The following is a 20,885-nucleotide window of genomic DNA, read 5'->3' on the forward strand; positions in this document are numbered from 1 at the left end:
CCCGTCCGCTTCCGGGGCGCCGACCGGCCAAGCGCGCCGGCCTGCCGGTCGTCAGTCCGAACCGGGCCGCCAGCTCTGGAGGACCGTCCTGAACTGCTTCTGCGTGACCGTCCAGTCGTCGGCGGGCCCGGACATGTAGATCGCGTACTCCACGCCCTCGCGGGAGAAGTACGTCTCCTCGACGGCGTGCCGCGGTCCGGGGAAGCCCGGGTCCTGGGCCAGCGCGGTCCAGGAATACTCCCACCGGGAGCCGGCACGGTCACGGAAGGTGTTGGCCTGGAGGGTCACACGCTTGTAGTCGACCAGCCGGTGCAGCTGCTGCTCCAGGTCGAGCTGGTGATCGTGGGCGGTGGGGAAGTCCGGCGAGTCGTCGACGGCGATGCGGATGAAGTGCTTGCCGCCGTCGGGCGTGTAGTCGACCTGGTGGAGTGCCTCGTCGGGATTCGCCCGCCGCCAGCTCGCGTCGGGTACGGCGATGCTGAAACCGTAGGGGTCGTGCTTGCGCACCCAGCCGGCCGGGAGGTCGCCCGCCGCACCGCTCTTCCCGGTCCCGGTCGGGCTCGGCCCCGGAGAGGTGACCGGGGGCGTGGTCACGGACGGACCGGCGTCGTGCCGCCGGCCGGAGTCCCACTTCTGCAGCACCACCGCGGTGCCGCCGCCGATGAGCGCGGCGAGGACTGCCACCAGGACGACATTGCGCAGACGACGGCGCCCGGGCTGTCTCGCCCCGCTCGCGGCACCGTGCACGGGCCCGACGGCCGTCGGCACCGTCACCGGGTGGTACGGCGTCGTGGCGCCCGTACCGACAGGGCCGGAGGCGGGGGCGCCGACGCCGGGGTGCGGACCCGGCTGCGCGCCGGGATACGCGCCTGTGCCGACCTGCGCACCGGGATACGCGCCGGGATATGCACCGGCACCGGTCTGCCCGCCGGGATACGCGCCGGTCCCGGCCTCCGCGCCGGGATACGTGTTCCCGGACTGCAGGCCAGGGTCCGTGTGGTGACCGACCTGCTGCGTGGGCACGTACGCCTGTGCGTCGCGCGGCCAGCGCCCCTCGGCGGCCTCGGCGAGCATCTGCTCGATCGCCGTGACGTCCGGTCGTGCGGCCGGATCCTTGCGCAGGAGCGCGGTGATGACGGGCGCGAGCGGACCGGCCTGCGCCGGCTCGCGCGGCTCCTCGTCGACGACCGCCTGCATGGTGCTCAGCGGTGAGGTGCGACGGAACGGCGACAGGCCCTCCACCGCCGTGTACAGCGTGGCGCCGAGCGCCCACAGGTCGGAGGCCGGGCCGGGGTCGTGGCCGCGGACCCGCTCGGGCGCCAGGTAGTCGACCGAGCCGACGACCTCTCCGGTGCGGGTGATGGTGGTGTCGCCCTCGATCTGGGCGATGCCGAAGTCGGTGAGCAGCACACGGCCGTCCTGACCGAGCAGGACGTTGCCGGGCTTGACGTCGCGGTGCAGCACCCCGGCGGCGTGCGCGGCCCGCAGGGCGCGCAGCACCCACAGTCCGATCCGGGCCGCCTCCTGCGGTGCCAGGCGGCCCTGCTCCTTGACCGCGTCCGCCAGCGACTGGCCCTCGACCAGTTCCATCACGATCCACGGGCGGCCGTCGTGCTCCAGCACGTCGTGCACGGTGACGACGGCGGAGTGGTTGATCCGCGCGGCCGCGCGGGCCTCAGCCCTGGTGCGTGCGAGGAGGACCGCCTGGTCGCTCTCGGAGACGTAGAGGGCGGCGGTCAACTCCTTTATGGCGACGGCCCGGTGCAGCACCTCGTCGTGCGCGCGCCACACCCGGCCCATGCCGCCGCTGCCGATGGAGTCGGCGAGCCGGTAGCGGCCCGCGAGGAGCAGGCCCTGCATCTGATTCACGTTGCCCCGCAATGTTCTTGACAGGGTCAGAGTAAGGACCGGTCCCCTGACAGGGAACCAGCGGGGTGCCATGGAGACAGCACTGTGACGGTTGTCGCTTCCCGGTGCCCGCAGGAACTTCTGGGAACTCCCGATATCTCCTGGACGCCTGGAAGTTCAGCCCGTGAACCGGTACGTCGCCGACGCCTGTTCGTACAGTCTGCTCACCTCGTCCCGCTGGGACTCCGGGCCCCGCACCTGCAGCACGTGGTAGCGGCCGCCGAGGAGGATGGCGACGTTGCGCACGAACAACTGCCGCCCGCCCGCGTCGTTCCAGGTGAACTGCCCCTCGGCCATGGTCCTTCCGCCCACCTGGATGGTCCGCATGCCGGAGGAGGTCGCCCAGCTGGAGTCGCGGTAACCCGCAAGCTCGCTCTCCTTCTCCCGCTGATACACCATCGGGTCGCTGCCGAACTCGGCGGCGCTGTCCCGTCCCGGCACCACGATCAGCTCGAAGTCGCCGTGCGAGTAGACCACCTGGCCCCGGTCGTTCTTCGGCGTACGGCTCCAGTCCTTGGGTACGGCGATCCGGAACCCGGCGGAGTCCTTGCGCAGGGTGAAGCCGTCGGCGACGTCCGTGCCGGTGGTCTGCGTCTCGGTCGACCCCGACGAACCGGTGGAACCGGATGTGTCGGAGGAGCCGGGCGAGCCGGAGGGGTCGGCGGAACCGGTCGACCGGCCGGTGCTGTTGTCCGCTCCTGCTCCGGACGGCGCCGGGCTCGCCTGGCCGGCCGCTCCCGTGCGGTCGCCGCTCGTCGCGCCGTTGTGCCCGGCCTTCGGCATGAACAGCATCGCGTACGCGACCGCCGCGGCCAGCAGGAGCAGGATCAGCAGAAGCAGGGTGCGCCCGAGGCGCCGCGGCGAACCGGCCTGCTCTCGGGCCCGCTTGTGCCGCCCGTGATGGGCGGGCAGCCCGGCACGCCCCCTGCGTACCAGCTCGCCACGGCGGCGGACGACCGGCAGCCGGTTGGTGTCGGCGGGTGGCGCGGCCACGACGTGGGCGCCGGCCTCCGGTTCCGGCGCCGACCGCACGAGCGAGCGCAGCCATCCGCCGAGCTCCTCGAAGTCCAGTCGCTCGGTGGGGTCCTGACGCAGCAGCGACTCCACGACCGGGCGGAGCGGTCCGCACTCCTCGGCGAAGGCGGGCGGCTCGGCGCACACCATCTGCACCAGCTCGGCGGTCGACTCCTCCGGATAGGGCGCGTGCCCCTGTACGGCGCGGAAGAGCAGCGCGCCCAGCGCCCACAGGTCGGTGGCGGGGCCGATGGGGGCGGCCAGCTGCCAGTTCTCGTGCACGGGCCCGGCCTGCTCCGGCGCCCAGCGCTCGGTCACCGGACCCACCACGGTCATCCTGGCCTGCCGCGCCCGCTCGGCGGCCAGCGCGGTGGCCGGTCCGCGTCGTACGGGCGCACCGGCGGCGAGGTCGTCCCAGCGGGCCGGGGGCGCACCCGCTCCGGACTGCTCGGGCAGGGCTCCGGCACCGAGGGCGGGCACGTCCCGCCCGGGGGCCGGAGCCGTCCCGCCGGTTCCGGATCCTGCGGGTGAGGGAAGTGGTGGCGTGCCGTTGTTCCAGGAGGGCGCGCGGACGCCGTACGGGTCGACGATCTGTCCCGGCGGGCCGATGCGGCCCTCGGCGGGCGGCCGGGCGCCGGGCAGGGCGGCGCGCGCACTCTGCTGCGCCTCGTGCACGCGGGCCGCCGCGCGCGCACCCGCGCGATACGCGGCGATCGCTCCGGCGCGCGCCGCCCGCACGTCGTCGCCGCTCTGCGGCGCGCGCCGGGCGAGCGCTCCCGGTGCTCCCGTGGCGTTCGCCGGGTCGGCTCCGGGCAGCGGCAACGCACCGGCGGCCCGCGCCTCGATCGCGGCCCGCCGCGCGGCCTCGGGATCCACGACGGGCGAACCGGAACCGCCGCCGTAGGCAGCCCCGCCACCGTGGCCCGCCGAGCCCGGGGGTCCGCCGTCTCCGCCCCGCCCCGCGCCCGCGCCACCGCCTTGGTCGTCCTGGTGGACCTGGTGGGCCTGGTCGTCTTGATCGTCCTGGAGCGGCACCGGGTCGTATCCGCACAGGGCCTCTTCGGCCGCGCCGACCGCGAGACCGGTCAGCATGACCCGGCCGTCGTCGCAGACGAGGACCGTGCGGGCGGTGATGTTGCGGTGCACCCAGCCGTGGCCGTGCAGCACCCGCAGCGCCATGAGGATGTCCGAGGCGACCTCGGCCGCCCGGTACGGCGTCAGCGGCTTCTCGGCCAGCAGCGCCGCCAGCGGCCGCGCGGCGACCAGCTCACTGGCGATCCAGAGCGAACCGCCCTCCACGAACACGTCGAAGACCTGGTCGAGCCGTGGGTGGTCGGGGATGCGCGCCGCGGCCTGAGCGGCCTCGACCGCCCGCCGTACGGCGGGATCGGTGGGCCGCCGCGTGGCCGTACGGGCCGCTCGCGTCGACCCCGCCGTACGGCCCGCTCCTCCCGCCCGTCCCCCGCGCGCCGCGGGGCCGCGCAGGGCGCCGTCCCGCGCCGTGAAGCCCTCGGGCAGCCCGTCCGCGTCGAGCACCTCCGCCTCGACGACCTCCGGCAACGGCACCTGCCGGAGCAGGACCTCCTGACCGCTGTAGGTGTCGAAGGCCCGGGTCTCGGTGAGTTCGTACTCGTCGGACGGAGGCAGCGGCAGGCGGTAGCGGTCGGCGAGAACCCGGCCCGCATAGTCGTCCACGTTGCCTCCCCCGGCCGCACGGTCGGTCAAATCCGTTCGCCACGCGTCCCGTTCCCGATGCTTACGGTCCGCAACCACTCACGATACGTGCCGGAGACAACCCGCAAAGTACGGATGCCTTATCTCACTTGGGTTCGAAAGTCTTCGTCAGCGTCCGCCAGGTGTCCTTGCGCAGGTCGGTGCCCCAGTTGACTGCCTTCGCCGTGTACATCAGGGCGTACCCGTGATCGTCGTCGACCACGAACCCGCGGTCGATCACCCGGTACCTGCTTCCGCCGTCGGCGTAGGTGAACTCCCAGTCGGCCGCGTTCCAGCCGCGGTAGCCCACCTTCTCGATCCGGATGCGGTGGTACCCCGGCCGCACCATGTCGCCCTCCTGGCGCTGCCAGTCGGCCACGGGGTCGTCCTTGGGCTCCGAGGTCCAGGCGACCAGCAGCTTCTGCCCGTCCGGGCCGGTGAAACGGGCCCCGGCGGTGTCGGTGCGCGTGTACTTCCACCCCTTGGGCAGCCCGATGGTGAACTTCTGGCTGCCCTTGTACGTCGAGACCGGCGGCGCCGAGCCGTAGTTCGCGGAGCCCGAGCCGGAACCGGAGTTGTCGTCCGACGTGCCCGTGCCGGAGCTCGCGGCGGGCGAACCGTTCGCATCGCCCGAACCGGCCGTGCCCGTCGTGGAGTCGGCCTGCTCGCCGTTCGCCGTACCGCCGTCCGTGCCGCCGCCGGTGTCCTCCTTGGCGGAGGCCTTCGCGTCGGCACTGGCCGACGCATGGGAGCCGGTGCCTTTGCCGCCGCCCTTGGCTCCCTTGTCGTCGCCGCCTCCGAGCGTGAGGGCCAGCACGGTGCCGATCACGGCGAGCACCACGACCACCGCGACGATCACCAGCGTGCGCTTGGGCACCACATCGGTGAGCGGCGCCCGGGGCACCGGCCGCGGCGGCAGATCCATGTCCGGCGGCGGCACGACCGGCCATCCGGAACTGCTACGCCCGGCCTGCGCACCGTTCCCCTTGCCGTTCCCGGTACCGGTACCGTTCCCGGTACCAGTCCCGGTCCCTGCCGCGGCTCTGCTTCCGGTGCCGGCGCTTGCGGTCCCGGTGCCCGAAGCCGAGGCCGCCCCGGCATCCGAGGCCGGCCCCGAAGCGGCGCCCGCCGACCGGTCCGCACCCGCGTCGGCCGTCGCCGGCTTGGTGCGGGCCGTGGCCGCCGAGGTCGCCGCTCCGGCCGCCGCGGCGGCCTTGCGCACGGAGCGCAGCGCGCCGCGCAGCCGGTCGGCCGCCTCCTCGCCCCGCTTGCCCGTGCTGCCGGAGCCGGAGCCGGACCCCTTGCCGGCGCCGGAGGCCGCCGAGCCGCCCTTGCCCGTGCGCCGGTCCGGCTGCGCGGGCAGCGGGACGACCTTCGTGGCGTCGGCGGGCGGTTCCGGCTCGGCCGCCTTCGGCTCGGGCGCGTTGATGACGGCGTTGAGCATCGCCCGGGCGCCCGCGTCGTCCAGGCGCTCGGCCGGGTCCTTGGTGAGCAGGCCGTAGATGACGTCCCTGAGCGGGCCGGCGTTCTTGGGTTCCTCCAGCGGCTCGGTCATCACCGCGGTCAGCGTGGCGATCGCCGAGCCCTTGTCGTACGGCGGAGCACCCTCGACCGAGGCGTACAGCAGGCCGCCGAGCGACCACAGGTCGGCCGCGGGGCCGGGCTTGTGGCCGCGGGCCCGCTCCGGCGAGATGTAGGAGGGGGCGCCGACCAGCATGCCGGTCGAGGTGATGGACGGGTCGCCCTCGACCTGGGCGATGCCGAAGTCGGTGAGCACGACCCGGCCGTCCTCGGCGATGAGCACGTTGGACGGCTTCACGTCGCGGTGCAGGATGCCCTGCCGGTGCGCGGAGCGCAGCACGTCGAGGACCGCGAGACCGACCTCGGCGGCCCGCCGGGGCTCCAGCAGACCGTCCTCGCGGATGACCTCGGCGAGGGACTTGCCCTCGACCAGCTCCATCACGATCCACGGCCGGTCGTCCTCGTCGACCACGTCGAAGACGGTCACCGCGCTGGTGTTGCGGATCCGTGCGATCGCCTTGGCCTCGCGCAGCGTGCGCGTGATCAGGCGCCGCTTCTCGTCCTCGTCGATGTTCGACGGGAACCTCAGTTCCTTGACCGCGACCGTACGGCCCAGGGTCTCGTCCTCGGCCCGCCACACCGTGCCCATGCCACCACGGCCGAGCACGTCCCCCAGCCGGTACCGCCCGGCGAGAAGACGCTCGCTGTTGTCCTGACGAGTGTCCTGACGGGATGCCCCCGCCCGCTCCGCCTCCGACATGCGTCCCCTCATGCAACCCGCCCTGACAGAGCCTCCATTGTCTCTCACCCGACAAGTGCCCAACGCCCAGGGTGCCCCTGAAGACACCCGGGCAGGCTGCTGAACAGCGCTGCCGTGGCGACGGGATGACGGGCCGTGACAGAAGTGCAGCCACGCGTGCGGGCGCTCCGGGACACTTCCCCTCTTATGGGGCCGGCCTCACCACCCTCGGACCGTCCTCACGTCGGCCTCGGACCGGCCTCGGACCGACGGCGATCCCTACAGCGGCACGATGTCCGGCGCCCCCAGCCGCGCCGCGTCGGCCGTCAGGTCGTCGGGCTGGCGCTGCGACTCCCGTTCGGCCTCCACCCGCTTCTCGTAGTGCTCGACCTCGCGTTCGATCTGGTCCTTGTCCCAGCCCAGCACCGGTGCCATCAGTTCGGCGGCCTCCCGGGCGCTGCGGGTGCCCCGGTCGAAGGTCTCTATGGATATGCGGGTGCGCCGGGTGAGCACATCGTCCAGGTGCCGTGCCCCCTCGTGCGAGGCGGCGTAGACGATCTCTGCGCGCAGGTAGTCGTCGGCGGCGTGGAGGGGGGCGCCGAGCGCCTGGTCCTCGGCGATGAGGGCGAGGATCTCCTGCGCGGCCGAGCCGTAGCGGTGCAGCAGGTGTTCCACCCGCACCACATGGATGCCGGTGGCGGCGGCGATGCGCGCCCGCGCGTTCCACAGCGCGCGGTAGCCCTCGGCTCCGTACAGCGGGATCTCCTCGGTGACGCAGTCGGCGACCCGCATGTCCAGGCCGTGCACCGCCTCGTCGACGGCGTCCTTGGCCATCACCCGGTACGTGGTGTACTTGCCGCCCGCGACGACGACCAGGCCCGGCACCGGATGGGCCACGGTGTGCTCGCGGGAGAGCTTGCTGGTGGCGTCGGACTCGCCGGCCAGCAGGGGCCGCAGTCCCGCGTACACGCCCTCCACGTCGTCCCGGGTGAGCGGCACGGCGAGCACCGAGTTCACATGCTCCAGCAGGTAGTCGATGTCGGCGCTGGAGGCGGCCGGGTGCGCCTTGTCCAGGTCCCAGTCGGTGTCGGTGGTGCCGATGATCCAGTGCCGGCCCCAGGGGATGACGAAGAGCACGGACTTCTCGGTCCGCAGGATCAGCCCGGTGGTGGAGTTGACGCGGTCCCTGGGCACGACGAGGTGGATGCCCTTGGACGCCCGGACGTGGAACTGGCCGCGCGAGCCCACCATGGCCTGGGTGTCGTCGGTCCACACCCCGGTGGCGTTGACGACCTGCTTGGCGCGGACCTCGTACTCGCCGCCGCCCTCCACGTCCTGCACGCGCGCGCCGACCACGCGCTCGCCCTCGCGCAGGAACCCGGTGACCCGGGCGCGGTTGGCGGCCAGTGCGCCGTAGGACACGGCGGTGCGCACCAGGGTGGCCACGAAGCGGGCGTCGTCCACCTGGGCGTCGTAGTACTGCAACGCGCCGACCAGGGCGTCCTTCTTCAGGCAGGGGGCCACGCGCAGGGCGTGACGGCGGCTCAGGTGGCGGTGCACGGGCAGGCCCCGGCCGTGGCCGCGGGCCATCGACATGCCGTCGTAGAGCGCGACGCCCGTCCCGGCGTACCAGCGCTCCCAGCCCTTGTGCTGGAGCGGGTACAGGAACGGCACGGGCCTGACCAGGTGCGGGGCGAGGCGTTCCAGCAGCAGGCCGCGCTCCTTGAGCGCCTCGCGGACGAGGGCGAAGTCGAGCATCTCCAGGTAGCGCAGTCCGCCGTGTATCAGCTTGCTGGAGCGGCTGGAGGTGCCGGAGGCCCAGTCGCGGGCCTCGACCAGGCCGGTGGACAGGCCGCGGGTGACGGCGTCCAGGGCCGTGCCCGCGCCGACCACCCCACCGCCCACGACCAGGATGTCCAGCTCACGCTCGGCCATCTCGGCCAGTGACTCGGCGCGCTGCGCCGGCCCCAGTGTCGCTGTCCTCACTGCGCCTCCCGCTGTCAGTCGCGCCGGCCGCACCCGTCGGGCGAAGCCCGTGTCCACATCCGTCCCGCGTCCCCGTCATCTCCCCCTGCCCAAATTCTGACCGGCTTGCCCGTCTTCAGCCACCAGTCACCCCCAGCCTGTGGACAACTCCCGGCGGTTCACCCCGAAACACGCTGGTCAATCCCGCAAAACGGTCATATTTACTCCTAGTCTGACATTGCACTCGCTCGTCCTGTCCACAGGACTTGCGTGCCCGCCACGCCTCGGTTATTGGGAAGGACGGCCCACGCCATGCCCGCAGATCTCGCCGTCATCGGACTCGGCCCTCTCGGCCTGCCCCTGGCCCAGGCAGCCGTGGCCGCCGGCATCCCCACCCTCGGATACCGCACCGGGGACGAATCCGGCCCTCTCAGCGCCGCAGAACTGCGCCGGATGCTCTCGGGGGGCTTCCGGCCGGCCACCGACCCGGCCGAGCTGGGCCGGGTCCGCACCGCGGTGATCTGCGCGCCGACCCCGGGCGGCGCCGACGGCGGAATCGACCTGAGCCAGGTGGAGACCGCCGCCCGCGCCCTCGCCGAACACCTGCGCCCGCACACCACCGTCATCCTGGAATCGCCCGTGCCGCCGGGGACGACGGAAGGGTTCCTGTGCCCGCTCCTGGAGCAGGGGTCCGGGCTGCGCGCGGGACGCGACTTCCACCTCGCCCACTCCCCCAGCCGCGTCGACCCCGGCAACCGCGCCTTCACCCCGGCCAACACACCCAAGGTGATCGGCGGCCTGACCCCGGCCTGCACCGAGTCGGCCGCCGCGTTCTACGGCCGCCTCACCGACAAGGTGGTCCGCGCGCGCGGGCTGCGCGAGGCCGAGACGGTCCACCTCCTGGAGACCAACTACCGGCAGGTGAACATCGCCCTTGTCAACGAGATGGCGGTGCTCTGCCACGAACTGGGCGTCGACCTGTGGGACGTCGTGCGCTGCGCGGAGACCAAGCCCTTCGGCTTCCAGGCATTCCGCCCCGGCCCCGGCGTCGGCGGCCACGGAGTCCCCCAGGACCTGACCGGTCCCTCGGGCCTCGGCCTGCGCATGGTGGAGCTCGCCCAGCAGGTCAACAGCCGCATGCCCCGCTACGTCATCCAGCGCGCCGCCACGCTCCTGAACGAGCACGGCAAGTCGGCGCGAGGCGCCCGCGTACTCCTTCTGGGTGTCACCTACAAGCCCGACCTCGCCGACCTCCAGGGCACTCCGGCCGAGGAGATCGCCGCCCGTCTGACGGGCCTCGGCGCCTCGGTCAGCTACCACGACCCCTACGTGCCCGCCTGGAGCGTCCTCGACCGTCCGGTACCGCGCGCGGACGCGCTCTACGAGGCGGTCGCGGAGGCGGACCTTACGATCCTGCTGCAGCACCACCGGACGTACGACCTTCAGGGGCTGTCGGTGAAGGCGCAACTGCTGCTGGACACGCGGGGCGCGGCACCGCTGGGGGCGGCGCATCGGTTGTGAGAGGGGGCGCGTGGGTGCTCGGGGGGCTGGGGCTGGTGGCGAGGGGTTCCCGGCGTCGATAGCGTACGGGCGCGGAGCTCGTCGGCCCGGCGGCGGGCTTCGACGTTACGGGTGTCCGCCCCTTGGCGTCTGATGGGCGGCCGCTCATCCTTTCGGTGCTGTGCTGCCCGATGGCGGATCCGGTACCGTACAAAAAGGTGGAGCCCACCGCAGAGGCCACTGCAGCGGGCTCCTGGTCGAGTTACGGGTGTCCGCCCCTTGTTGTTGGAGGGGCGGCCGCTTATCGACCGTAAATCCGCAAGATCCACCTCCTCCGGAACTGAACCAGCCGTAGCCGAATGCGGTTCCAGCGAGTGGGCTTGCGGTGACGGCCCATGGGCGCGCCCCCTTCCACGATGCCGCCCAGCGGCCTGGTGGACGGTCCGTCGGAATTCGGGCCAGGCCCCGAGGGGCGGGGTCCGGCCCGTGTCCTTGGAAGGGGGCGCCCCGGACAACCGGGTCGTCGATCATGGACACTATCGCCCCACAACGCCCGTTCAGCCCGCATTCACCCCGAACGCAACCATGCGCCCCCTCACGCACAACGCGCCCCTGACCAGGGCCACTTGGACATGCGAAAGGGCCGGTCGCCCCACCCGGGGCGACCGGCCCTTACCTTCTCGGTCTCGCTCGATCTCGGCGCTTACCGCTTGTGCTGCGAGTCCGCCACCGTCACCTCGACCCGCTGGAACTCCTTCAGCTCGCTGTAGCCGGTCGTGGCCATGGCGCGGCGCAGGGCTCCGAAGAAGTTCATCGAACCGTCCGGGGTGTGGGACGGACCCGTGAGGACCTCCTCGATGGTGCCGACCGTGCCCAGGTCGACCTTCTGGCCGCGCGGCAGCTCGGCGTTCACTGCCTCCATGCCCCAGTGGTGGCCCTTGCCCGGCGCGTCCGTGGCGCGCGCGAGCGGGGAGCCCATCATCACCGCGTCGGCGCCGCAGGCGATCGCCTTGGGCAGGTCGCCGGACCAGCCGACGCCGCCGTCCGCGATCACGTGCACGTACCGGCCGCCGGACTCGTCCATGTAGTCGCGGCGGGCCGCCGCCACGTCCGCCACCGCCGTCGCCATCGGGACCTGGATGCCCAGCACGTTGCGCGTGGTGTGGGCGGCGCCGCCGCCGAAGCCGACGAGCACACCCGCGGCACCCGTGCGCATCAGGTGCAGGGCGGCCGTGTACGTGGCGCAGCCGCCGACGATCACCGGGACGTCGAGCTCGTAGATGAACTGCTTCAGGTTCAGCGGCTCGTGCGAGGACGAGACGTGCTCGGCGGAGACCGTCGTACCGCGGATGACGAAGATGTCCACGCCCGCGTCCACGACCGCCTTGGAGAACTGGGCGGTGCGCTGCGGGGAGAGCGCGGCGGCGGTGACCACGCCGGAGTCGCGGACCTCCTTGATGCGCGCGCCGATCAGCTCCTCCTTGATCGGAGCGGCGTAGATCTCCTGGAGGCGGCGGGTCGCGGCCTCGGCGGGCAGCTCGGCGATCTCGTCGAGGAGCGGCTGCGGGTCCTCGTGGCGCGTCCACAGGCCCTCGAGGTTCAGCACGCCCAGTCCGCCCAGCTCGCCGATGCGGATGGCGGTGGCCGGGGAGACGACCGAGTCCATGGGGGCGGCCAGGAAGGGCAGCTCGAAGCGGTAGGCGTCGATCTGCCAGGCGATCGAGACCTCCTTCGGGTCCCGCGTACGGCGGCTGGGGACGACGGCGATGTCGTCGAAGGCGTACGCCCGGCGGCCGCGCTTGCCGCGCCCGATCTCGATCTCAGTCACGTTGGTGGCCTTTCCCTGATGCGTTTCAGCGTCTTCCAGTATCGCCGACGCCCATGACAAAGGCGGCCCCGGAGGAGTCCGGGGCCGCCCCCTCGAGGCCGGCTGCCTACTTGCTGCTGTAGTTCGGCGCCTCGACCGTCATCTGGATGTCGTGCGGGTGGCTCTCCTTGAGACCCGCCGAGGTGATGCGGACGAAGCGGCCCTTGGACTCCATCTCCGCGATGGTGGCGGCGCCCACGTAGCCCATGGTCTGACGCAGACCGCCGACGAGCTGGTGCAGCACGTTGGCCAGCGGGCCGCGGTAGGGCACCTGGCCCTCGACGCCCTCGGGCACCAGCTTGTCGTCGGAGGCGACGTCCCCCTGGAAGTAGCGGTCCTTCGAGTACGACTTGGCCTGGCCGCGCGACTGCATGGCGCCGAGCGAGCCCATGCCGCGGTAGGACTTGAACTGCTTGCCGTTGATGAACAGCAGCTCGCCCGGCGACTCCTCGCAGCCAGCGAGCAGGCTGCCCAGCATCACCGTGTCGGCACCGGCGGCCAGCGCCTTGCCGATGTCGCCGGAGTACTGCAGGCCGCCGTCGCCGATCAGCGGGATGCCGGCCGGGCGGGCGGCGAGGGAGGCCTCGTAGATGGCGGTGACCTGTGGGACGCCGATGCCGGCGACCACGCGCGTGGTGCAGATCGAACCGGGGCCGACGCCGACCTTGATGCCGTCGACACCGGCGTCGATCAGCGCCTGCGCGCCGTCGCGGGTGGCGACGTTGCCGCCGATCACGTCGACGGACACGCTCGACTTGATCTTCGACATCCAGCTCAGCGCGTTGCTGTTGTGGCCGTGCGAGGTGTCGACGACCAGGAAGTCCACCCCGGCCTCGGCGAGCGCCTGGGCGCGCTCCAGCGCCTCGGGGCTCGCGCCGACGGCGGCACCGACGAGCAGGCGGCCCTCGGCGTCCTTGGCGGCGTTCGGGTACTGCTCGGCCTTGACGAAGTCCTTGACGGTGATCAGGCCCTTGAGGACGCCCTCGTCGTCCACCAGCGGCAGCTTCTCGATCTTGTGCTTGCGCAGCAGCTCCATGGCCTCCGGGCCGGAGATGCCGACCTTGCCGGTGACCAGCGGCATCGGGGTCATGACCTCGCGCACCTGGCGGCCGCGGTCCGACTCGAAGGCCATGTCGCGGTTGGTGACGATGCCGAGCAGCTTGCCGGCCGGGTCGGTGACGGGGACACCGCTGATGCGGAACTTGGCGCACAGCGCGTCGGCCTCGGCGAGCGTGGCCTCCGGATGGATGGTGATCGGGTTGGCCACCATGCCGGACTCGGACCGCTTGACCAGGTCGACCTGGTTGACCTGGTCCTCGATGGACAGGTTGCGGTGCAGCACGCCGACACCGCCGAGGCGGGCCATCGCGATCGCCATGCGGGACTCGGTCACCTTGTCCATGGCCGCCGACAGCATCGGGATGTTGACCCGGACATTGCGGGAGATGCGGGACGAGGTGTCGACCGCGTTGGGCAGCACCTCGGATGCGCCCGGCAGCAGCAGCACGTCGTCGTAGGTCAGCCCGAGTGTCGCGAATTTTCCGGGCACTCCGTCGACGTTTGCAGTCATGACACCTTCCCCAAATGGCCTTGATCGGTGCGGATGTCCATGCTAACGGGAACCGGAGGCGTCCGATTCCACGATCAAGGGCCACCGCAGGCTTCGTATGTTCATACGGAACGGGCGTGCTGCCCGCTCACCACCGGTCCAACTCGGGCGGGGCTACTGCTCGGCGAGGGCGCGCAGCCGGCTCAGTGCCCGGTGCTGGGCCACCCGGACCGCTCCTGGTGACATTCCCAACATCTGTCCCGTTTCCTCCGCGGTCAAGCCCACGGCGATACGCAGCAGGAGCAGCTCCCGCTGGTTCTCGGGGAGGCTGGCGAGCAGCTTCTTGGCCCACTCCGCGTCGCTGCTGAGCAGGGCGCGCTCCTCCGGGCCGAGGGAGTCGTCCGGGCGCTCGGGCATCTCGTCGGAGGGCACCGCCGTCGAACCGGGGTGCCGCATCGCCGCGCGCTGGAGATCGGCGACCTTGTGGGAGGCGATGGCGAAGACGAACGCCTCGAAGGGGCGTCCGGTGTCCCGGTAGCGCGGCAGGGCGAGGAGGACGGCGACGCAGACCTCCTGGGCCAGGTCCTCGACGAAGTGGCGCGCGTCGCCGGGCAGCCGCGACAGCCGGGTGCGGCAGTAGCGCAGCGCCAGGGGATGGACACGGGCGAGCAGATCGTGCGTGGCCTGCTCGTCGCCGTCGACGGCACGGTGGACGAGGGCACCGATCGCCCCTTGGGCAACTGCCGCCTCGTCGTCGCGCATCGGTCCATGGTGCCTTGGCGTCGTACGCTCCGTGGCACCGCCTTCGTGGTTGTGCACCGAAGCGTTATGAGCGGGTGCGCCGGAACCCATCCCCTGCGCCCTCCCATTCCGCTCGACCGACTCGTCCCCGAGGAACTCCACACCTCAAGGATGCGGCATCCGCCGCGAAACGAGCAGCGGCCGTCCGGCGGGCCGCGTTGCCGCCGGCCCCCGGCATGCGGTAGGCGGCGGCTCGTACGGCCCCGGGGCGGCCCTGCCCCGGCTCTGGCCACGGCCGCGCGGGGTCGCCCCGCCCGGGCCGCGCCGCGGCGGAACGGCCCGTGCTCACCGGCCGCTCGGCCGCACGGAGACCGTCCTCACCGGCCCGCCCGACCGTGCGGACCCGACCGCGCAGATACGTATCGGCAGTGGGAGCGAGGCACGGCGCGTGCACTCCCTGTCGTACGTCCGGTGTCGTGCCTGCGGGCACATGTCGTACGTCCAGGCACATGTCATACGTCCGGACTCGGCGGGCGCTCCACCGGACGCTCCCCACGCTCGATCCCGCGCGTGGGGGCGCCGCACACGTCCGCCGGTTCGGGTCGGGCCCCGGCGGACCTAACGGACCAGGCCCCACCGGAAGCCGAGCGCCACCGCGTGCGCGCGGTCCGAGGCGCCGAGCTTCTTGAACAGCCGGCGGGCGTGCGTCTTGACGGTGTCCTCGGAGAGGAACAGCTCGCGGCCGATCTCCGCGTTGGAACGGCCGTGGCTCATGCCCTCCAGGACCTGGATCTCACGCGCGGTGAGCGTGGGCGCGGCGCCCATCTCGGCGGAGCGCAGCCGGCGCGGGGCGAGCCGCCAGGTGGGGTCGGCCAGGGCCTGGGTCACCGTGGCGCGCAACTCCGCGCGGGAGGCGTCCTTGTGCAGATAGCCGCGGGCACCGGCGGCGACGGCGAGTGCCACACCGTCGAGGTCCTCGGCGACCGTGAGCATGATGATGCGCGCGCCGGGGTCGGCGGAGAGCAGGCGCCGGACCGTCTCGACGCCGCCCAGGCCGGGCATGCGCACGTCCATGAGAATGAGGTCCGAGCGGTCGGCACCCCAGCGGCGGAGAACTTCCTCGCCGTTGGCCGCCGTCGTCACACGCTCGACGCCGGGCACGGTCGCGACCGCGCGGCGGAGCGCCTCTCGGGCAAGCGGGGAGTCGTCGCAGACGAGGACGGATGTCATGGCCGCCCTCCGCAGCTGATGCGCGTCACCTTGAGCCTCCAGGCTGGTACGAAATCGTCACCTGTGCGGTCGACCGTCTCGGACGCCTGCCCGAGCACTTGTGTTTTCAACCGCCTCCGCACTCTCAACGACGGTCACTCGAAAGAGTTACGGGGCCGTACGCCGTTTTCGGCACTCTACGTGAGGGAGCGGACACAGTGCAGACACAGACGTCATACCCTCAACTTTTCATCACAAGCTATGCCCCATTCAGCCCCTTTTCTTCCCGTTTCCAGGTGTCTAGGGCTAGATTCGCAATGAGTCATATTTTCATCTCCTTAGATCGGAGATGTACGGTCGTTGGCACCGTATCCGCCACCGAACGGCTACAAGGGGTCACGCAATGGCAGATTTCTCCCGCCTTCCCGGACCGAATGCGGACCTGTGGGACTGGCAGCTGCTGGCTGCCTGCCGCGGGGTGGACAGCTCGCTCTTCTTCCATCCGGAGGGCGAGCGCGGGGCGGCTCGGAGCGCTCGAGAGAACTCGGCCAAGGAGGTCTGCATGAGGTGCCCGGTCCGTGCGGAGTGCGCGGCGCACGCCTTGGCGGTGCGCGAACCGTACGGAGTGTGGGGTGGACTGACCGAGGACGAGCGCGAGGAGCTCATGGGGCGGGCACGCAACAGGCTGGTGCCGGCCTCGTCCCCCAGCGGGGATACCGCGTCGGATAACTGAAGGAACGTTTCTTCTTATTCGGACACGATCACCAAGGGCACGCGCAGGCGTGCCCTCCCCTTGCCGTTCACACGGTTGCCGTCCGCGGTGGCCCCGGGCCGTCTCACCTGGCCCCGGCGCGCACCAGTTCGTCCAGCGTGGCCGACACCGCGGGCACCTGCGCCAGATCGGGCAGGGTGAGCGCCACGATCTCCCGCCGTACCGTCGGCTCCAGTTCGACGGTGCGCGCGCCCCGGGGACGTACGGACTCGATGGCGAGCTGGGGCAGCACTGCGACCCCGAGCCCCGCGCCCACCAGTCCGACCACCGCGGGGTAGTCGTCGGTGGCGAAGTCGATGCGGGGCGTGAAGCCGGCACCCGCGCACACCTGCACCAGCTGGCCGCGGCAGCGCGGGCAGCCCGCGATCCACGGCTCGTCGGCGAGTTCCGCGATGCCGACCGACCCCGCGCGGGCCAGCGGGTGCCGCTCGGGCACGAGGCCCACGAGCCGGTCGGTCAGCAGCGGCCGTACCACCAGGTCCGCCCATTCCTCGCCGTCGGCCGCGCCCTCGCCGGCGGCGCCCTCGTAGCGGAAGGCGAGCGCGACGTCGCAGTCGCCCTCGCGCAGCAGTTCGACGGACTTCGGCGGCTCGGCCTCCTCCAGGGAGACCCGGGTGCCGGGGTGGGCGGCGCGCAGGGCGGCCAGCGCCGTCGGCACGAGCGTGGAGCTGCCGCTCGGGAAGGAGACGAGCCGTACCCGTCCGGCGCGCAGCCCGGCGATGGCGGCGACCTCCTCCTCGGCGGCGGTGAGCCCGGCGAGGATGCCGCCCGCGTGCCGCACCAGCGCCTCACCGGCCTCGGTCAGCCGCATCTCGCGGCCGGTGCGGACCAGCAGCGGGGTGCCGACGTTGGTCTCCAGGGCCTTCATCTGCTGGCTGACGGCGGGCTGGGTGCAGCCCAGCTCGCGCGCCGCCGCCGAGAACGACCCGCTGATGGCCACGGCGCGCAGCACGCGCAGATGACGAGCCTCGATCACCCCTTGAGCATAAGTGATCCTTGGGGCGGTGTCCCAATAATGCGTCGACACTTTGATGACGGCTCGCCTACCGTGCTCGCATGAAGCTTCTGTCCGTCAATCTGGGCCGCCCGCGGGCCGTGCCGTACACCGACCAGCCGGAGGGCATGACCGGGATCGACAAGCGGCCGGTGGACCACCCTGTGCGGGTGGCGGCGCCGGGGCCGAAGGGGATCGGCGCGAGCGGGCTGGCCGGGGACGCGGTGTGCGACACGCGGCACCACGGCGGCGACGACCAGGCGGTGTACGCCATGGCGCGCGAGGACATGGACGACTGGGAGCGCGAGCTGGGCCGGACGCTGCCGAACGGCGCGTTCGGCGAGAACCTCACCACGATCGGCCTGGACGTGTCCGGCGCCCTGATCGGCGAGCGCTGGCGCATCGGCTCGCCGGCCGGCCCGTCGGTGCTGCTGGAGGTCACCAGCGGGCGGATCCCGTGCCGGACCTTCCAGGGCCACATGGGCGAGCGGGGGTGGGTGAAGAGGTTCACGCGAAAGGGTGCGCCGGGGGCGTACCTGCGGGTGATCGAGCCGGGTGAGATCCGCTCCGGCGATCCGGTCGAGATCGTGTACCGCCCGGCCCACGACGTGACGGTGACCATGGAGTTCCGGGCCAACACCACCGAGCGCTCCCTGCTGCCGCGCCTGCTCACGGCCGGGGAGGCGCTGCACCCGGAGGCCCTGGCGGCGGCCCGGAAGTACCGGGAGACGTACTCGGGTTGACGGGCCGTGGACGGCGGGGCGACACCTGATCCCCACCGATAGGGAGGGCCTGTGCACAGATCGGGAACCGGGCGCCCGGACCACTAATCTTTCGCCATGACAACGGCTCTGATTACGGGATCCACCGCGGGCATCGGTGCCGCGTTCGCGCGGCGGCTGGCGGCGGACGGGCACGACCTCGTCCTGGTGGCACGCGACACCAAGCGCCTGACGGACCAGGCGACCGAGCTGCACGACCGGCACGGCATCGAGGCGGAGGTGCTCACGGCCGATCTGTCGACGGAGGCGGGCATCGAGGCGGTCGCCGCCCGGCTGGGCGACCGCCGCAGCCCGGTCGACCTGCTGATCAACAACGCGGGCTTCGGCAACAAGGGCCGCTTCCTCGAGGTGCCGATGGCCGACGAGCTGACGATGCTCAAGGTGCACGTCGAGGCGGTGCTGCGGCTGACGTCGGCGGCGACGGCGGCGATGCGCGAGCGCGGCCGGGGCGGGGTGGTGAACGTGGCGTCGGTGGCGGCGTTCGTCCCGCGCGGCACCTACGGGGCCTCGAAGGCGTGGGTCGTGCAGTTCACCCAGGGTGCCGCGCGCGACCTGGCCGGCAGCGGGGTGCGCCTGATGGCCCTGTGCCCGGGCTTCGTGCGCACCGAGTTCCACCAGCGGGCCGGCATGGGCACGGACAACATCCCGAACTGGATGTGGCTGGACGCGGACAAGCTGGTCGCGGCGGCCCTGGCGGACCTGGCGCGCGGCAAGACCCTCTCCATCCCCGACCCGCGCTACAAGGCGCTGATGGGCCTGGTGAAGGTGACCCCCCGGGGCCTGCTGGGCGGGGTCACGTCGAAGACGGGCCGCAAGTACGGCCCGCAGTAGTCCGCAGCGCGCTACGGAGGTGGCGTCGTCCCCCCGGTGGGAAAATGGCTGTGACGGAACCGGGCCAGGGGGGCCGGAGGGGCGTCATGACCTTTGTACAGCTCATCGAGTGCAGGACGAGCCGGTTCGACGAGATGAACCGGCTGATCGACACCTGGCTTGAACAGACCGGCGGAAAACGGACCGCGACCCACGCGCTGGTCGGCAAGGACCGCTCGGACAGAGCGCACATCGTGGAGATGGTGGAGTTCCCGTCGTACGAGGAGGCGATGCGGAACTCGAACCTCCCGGAGACCGACGAGATCTTCCGCGGCATGGTCGCCCTGTGCGACGAGATGCCCACCTTCATCGACCTGGAGGTCGTACGGGACGAGCGGCTCTACGACGACACCGTGCGGCGTTTCTTCGACACGCTCGCCGGGGCGGGAGAACTGCCCCCGCTCAACGACCTGATCGACGAGGACTGCCACAGCCACGACCCGATCACCCCGCAGACCACCATCGGCCTGGACACGATCCGGCGCGAGTTCCGCATGTGGCGTGACGCCTTCGACTCCGCCTTCACCCTCGAGGACGTCCTCGCCCAGGACGACCGGGCCTGCGCCCGCTGGTCCTGGAAGGCCACCCACAAGGGCGAGTTCCTGGGCATCGCCCCCACCGGCAGGCAGGTCACCATGACCGGCACGACCCTCTTCCACTTCGGCGCCGACGGCAAGATCACCGAACTGTGGTGGCAGCACGACCACCTGGGCCTGCTGCAACAGCTGGGAGCGTTGGACGAGCTGGAGACGTAGACCTGCCGGCCTGCCCTCCCGAGTCGTGGAAACGCCGGTGCCCGGCGCCCCCGAGGGGGTGCCGGGCACCGGTGGTTCGCTCAGGTCAGCCGGGTGGCTCAGTGGGCGTGGCCGTGGCTGTGGCCCGCGGCGGCCGGCTCTTCCTCTTCCTTCTTCTCGACGACCAGGGTCTCGGTCGTGAGCAGGAGGGAGGCGATGGAGGCGGCGTTCTCCAGGGCGGAGCGGGTGACCTTCACCGGGTCGATGACGCCGGCCTTGACCAGGTCGCCGTACTCGCCGGTGGCGGCGTTGTAGCCGTTGCCCTTGTCCAGCTCGGCCACCTTGGAGACGATGACGTAGCCCTCCAGGCCGGCGTTCTCGGCGATCCAGCGCAGCGGCTCGACGGCGGCCTTGCGGACGACCGAGACACCCGTGGCCTCGTCGCCGGTCTTGCCGAGGTTGCCGTCCAGGACCTTCACGGCGTGGACGAGCGCGGAGCCACCACCGGAGACGATGCCCTCCTCGACCGCGGCGCGGGTCGCGGAGATGGCGTCCTCCAGACGGTGCTTCTTCTCCTTCAGCTCCACCTCGGTGGCGGCGCCGACCTTGATCACGCACACGCCGCCGGCCAGCTTCGCGAGGCGCTCCTGGAGCTTCTCGCGGTCCCAGTCGGAGTCGGTGTTCTCGATCTCGGCCTTGATCTGGGCGACGCGGCCCTCGACGTCCGACTTGTTGCCGGCGCCGTCGACGATCGTGGTGTCGTCCTTGGTGACGGTGACGCGACGGGCGGAGCCGAGGACGTCCAGACCGACCTGGTCGAGCTTGAGGCCGACCTCCTCGGAGATGACGGTGGCGCCGGTGAGGATCGCCATGTCCTGGAGCATCGCCTTGCGGCGGTCGCCGAAGCCGGGGGCCTTGACGGCGGTGGCGTTGAAGGTGCCGCGGATCTTGTTGACGACCAGGGTCGACAGGGCCTCGCCCTCGACGTCCTCGGCGATGATCAGCAG

15 protein-coding genes are annotated in these 20,885 nt (G+C 72.0%); 5 read left to right on the top strand and 10 right to left on the bottom strand.

The annotated features are described in order from the left end of the window. Positions 1-51: 51 nt before the first annotated feature. From IE318_RS01640 to IE318_RS01655, 4 genes are all read right to left on the bottom strand, one after another. On the bottom strand, positions 52-1,860 hold the full coding sequence (locus IE318_RS01640; protein ID WP_189895775.1) for a serine/threonine-protein kinase: 1,809 nt from the start codon (positions 1,858-1,860) through the stop codon (positions 52-54). 165 nt (positions 1,861-2,025) lie between these two features. Next, on the bottom strand, positions 2,026-4,617 hold the full coding sequence (locus IE318_RS01645; RefSeq protein ID WP_229903276.1) for a serine/threonine kinase C-terminal domain-containing protein: 2,592 nt from the start codon (positions 4,615-4,617) through the stop codon (positions 2,026-2,028). 124 nt (positions 4,618-4,741) lie between these two features. Continuing rightward, on the bottom strand, positions 4,742-6,916 hold the full coding sequence (locus tag IE318_RS01650; protein ID WP_189895776.1) for a serine/threonine-protein kinase: 2,175 nt from the start codon (positions 6,914-6,916) through the stop codon (positions 4,742-4,744). A 258-nt stretch (positions 6,917-7,174) separates the two neighbouring features. Next, on the bottom strand, positions 7,175-8,881 hold the full coding sequence (locus tag IE318_RS01655; RefSeq protein WP_189895684.1) for a glycerol-3-phosphate dehydrogenase/oxidase: 1,707 nt from the start codon (positions 8,879-8,881) through the stop codon (positions 7,175-7,177). A 291-nt stretch (positions 8,882-9,172) separates the two neighbouring features. On the opposite strand from IE318_RS01655, the gene IE318_RS01660 reads away from it, so the two are divergent. Beyond that, positions 9,173-10,381 carry a nucleotide sugar dehydrogenase gene (locus tag IE318_RS01660; protein WP_189895685.1) on the top strand — a complete coding sequence of 403 codons (1,209 nt, stop codon included), beginning with the start codon at positions 9,173-9,175 and terminating at the stop codon, positions 10,379-10,381. Positions 10,382-11,063: 682 nt separating this feature from the next. On the opposite strand, the gene IE318_RS01665 is transcribed toward IE318_RS01660, so the two are convergent. The 4 genes from IE318_RS01665 to IE318_RS01680 all read right to left on the bottom strand — a co-directional run bounded on the left by IE318_RS01665 (position 11,064) and on the right by IE318_RS01680 (position 15,747). Continuing rightward, entirely contained in the window at positions 11,064-12,188 is a 1,125-nt protein-coding gene (locus tag IE318_RS01665) for a GuaB3 family IMP dehydrogenase-related protein (protein ID WP_189895686.1), read from the bottom strand. Positions 12,189-12,294: 106 nt separating this feature from the next. Then, the gene (gene guaB / locus IE318_RS01670; protein WP_189895687.1) at positions 12,295-13,797 is read right to left on the bottom strand and encodes an IMP dehydrogenase; all 1,503 of its coding nucleotides are present in this window, start codon (positions 13,795-13,797) and stop codon (positions 12,295-12,297) included. 153 nt (positions 13,798-13,950) lie between these two features. After that, positions 13,951-14,538 (bottom strand): sigma-70 family RNA polymerase sigma factor, encoded by a 588-nt coding sequence (locus IE318_RS01675; protein WP_030174033.1) that lies wholly within the window; start codon positions 14,536-14,538, stop codon positions 13,951-13,953. A gap of 597 nt (positions 14,539-15,135) precedes the next feature. Then, complete coding sequence (locus IE318_RS01680) at positions 15,136-15,747, bottom strand: response regulator transcription factor (protein WP_003948568.1); 612 nt, start codon at positions 15,745-15,747, stop codon at positions 15,136-15,138. Between the two features lie 382 nt (positions 15,748-16,129). Between IE318_RS01680 and IE318_RS01685 the strand changes: the two genes are divergently transcribed. After that, the gene (locus IE318_RS01685; RefSeq protein WP_030174031.1) at positions 16,130-16,459 is read left to right on the top strand and encodes a WhiB family transcriptional regulator; all 330 of its coding nucleotides are present in this window, start codon (positions 16,130-16,132) and stop codon (positions 16,457-16,459) included. 103 nt (positions 16,460-16,562) lie between these two features. Here IE318_RS01685 and IE318_RS01690 read toward each other — a convergent pair whose 3' ends face one another. Then, positions 16,563-17,474 carry a LysR family transcriptional regulator gene (locus tag IE318_RS01690; protein ID WP_030174029.1) on the bottom strand — a complete coding sequence of 304 codons (912 nt, stop codon included), beginning with the start codon at positions 17,472-17,474 and terminating at the stop codon, positions 16,563-16,565. Between the two features lie 80 nt (positions 17,475-17,554). On the opposite strand from IE318_RS01690, the gene IE318_RS01695 reads away from it, so the two are divergent. From IE318_RS01695 to IE318_RS01705, 3 genes are all read left to right on the top strand, one after another. Beyond that, positions 17,555-18,235: an MOSC domain-containing protein gene (locus tag IE318_RS01695; RefSeq protein ID WP_189895688.1), complete on the top strand. Its 681-nt coding sequence runs from the start codon at positions 17,555-17,557 to the stop codon at positions 18,233-18,235. 96 nt (positions 18,236-18,331) lie between these two features. Then, a complete protein-coding gene (locus tag IE318_RS01700; RefSeq protein WP_189895689.1) occupies positions 18,332-19,105 on the top strand; it encodes an SDR family NAD(P)-dependent oxidoreductase in 774 nt (257 codons plus the stop codon). Positions 19,106-19,191: 86 nt separating this feature from the next. Next, positions 19,192-19,899, top strand: a complete 708-nt coding sequence (locus IE318_RS01705) for an ester cyclase (protein ID WP_030174023.1) — start codon at positions 19,192-19,194, stop codon at positions 19,897-19,899. Positions 19,900-19,997: 98 nt separating this feature from the next. Here IE318_RS01705 and groEL read toward each other — a convergent pair. Further along, on the bottom strand, positions 19,998-20,885 hold an 888-nt coding region (groEL, locus tag IE318_RS44645; protein WP_229903277.1), incomplete at its 5' end, for a chaperonin GroEL.

Source organism: Streptomyces spiralis (genome assembly GCF_014654675.1).
In the GTDB taxonomy this organism is placed as follows: Bacteria; Actinomycetota; Actinomycetes; order Streptomycetales; family Streptomycetaceae; genus Streptomyces; species Streptomyces spiralis.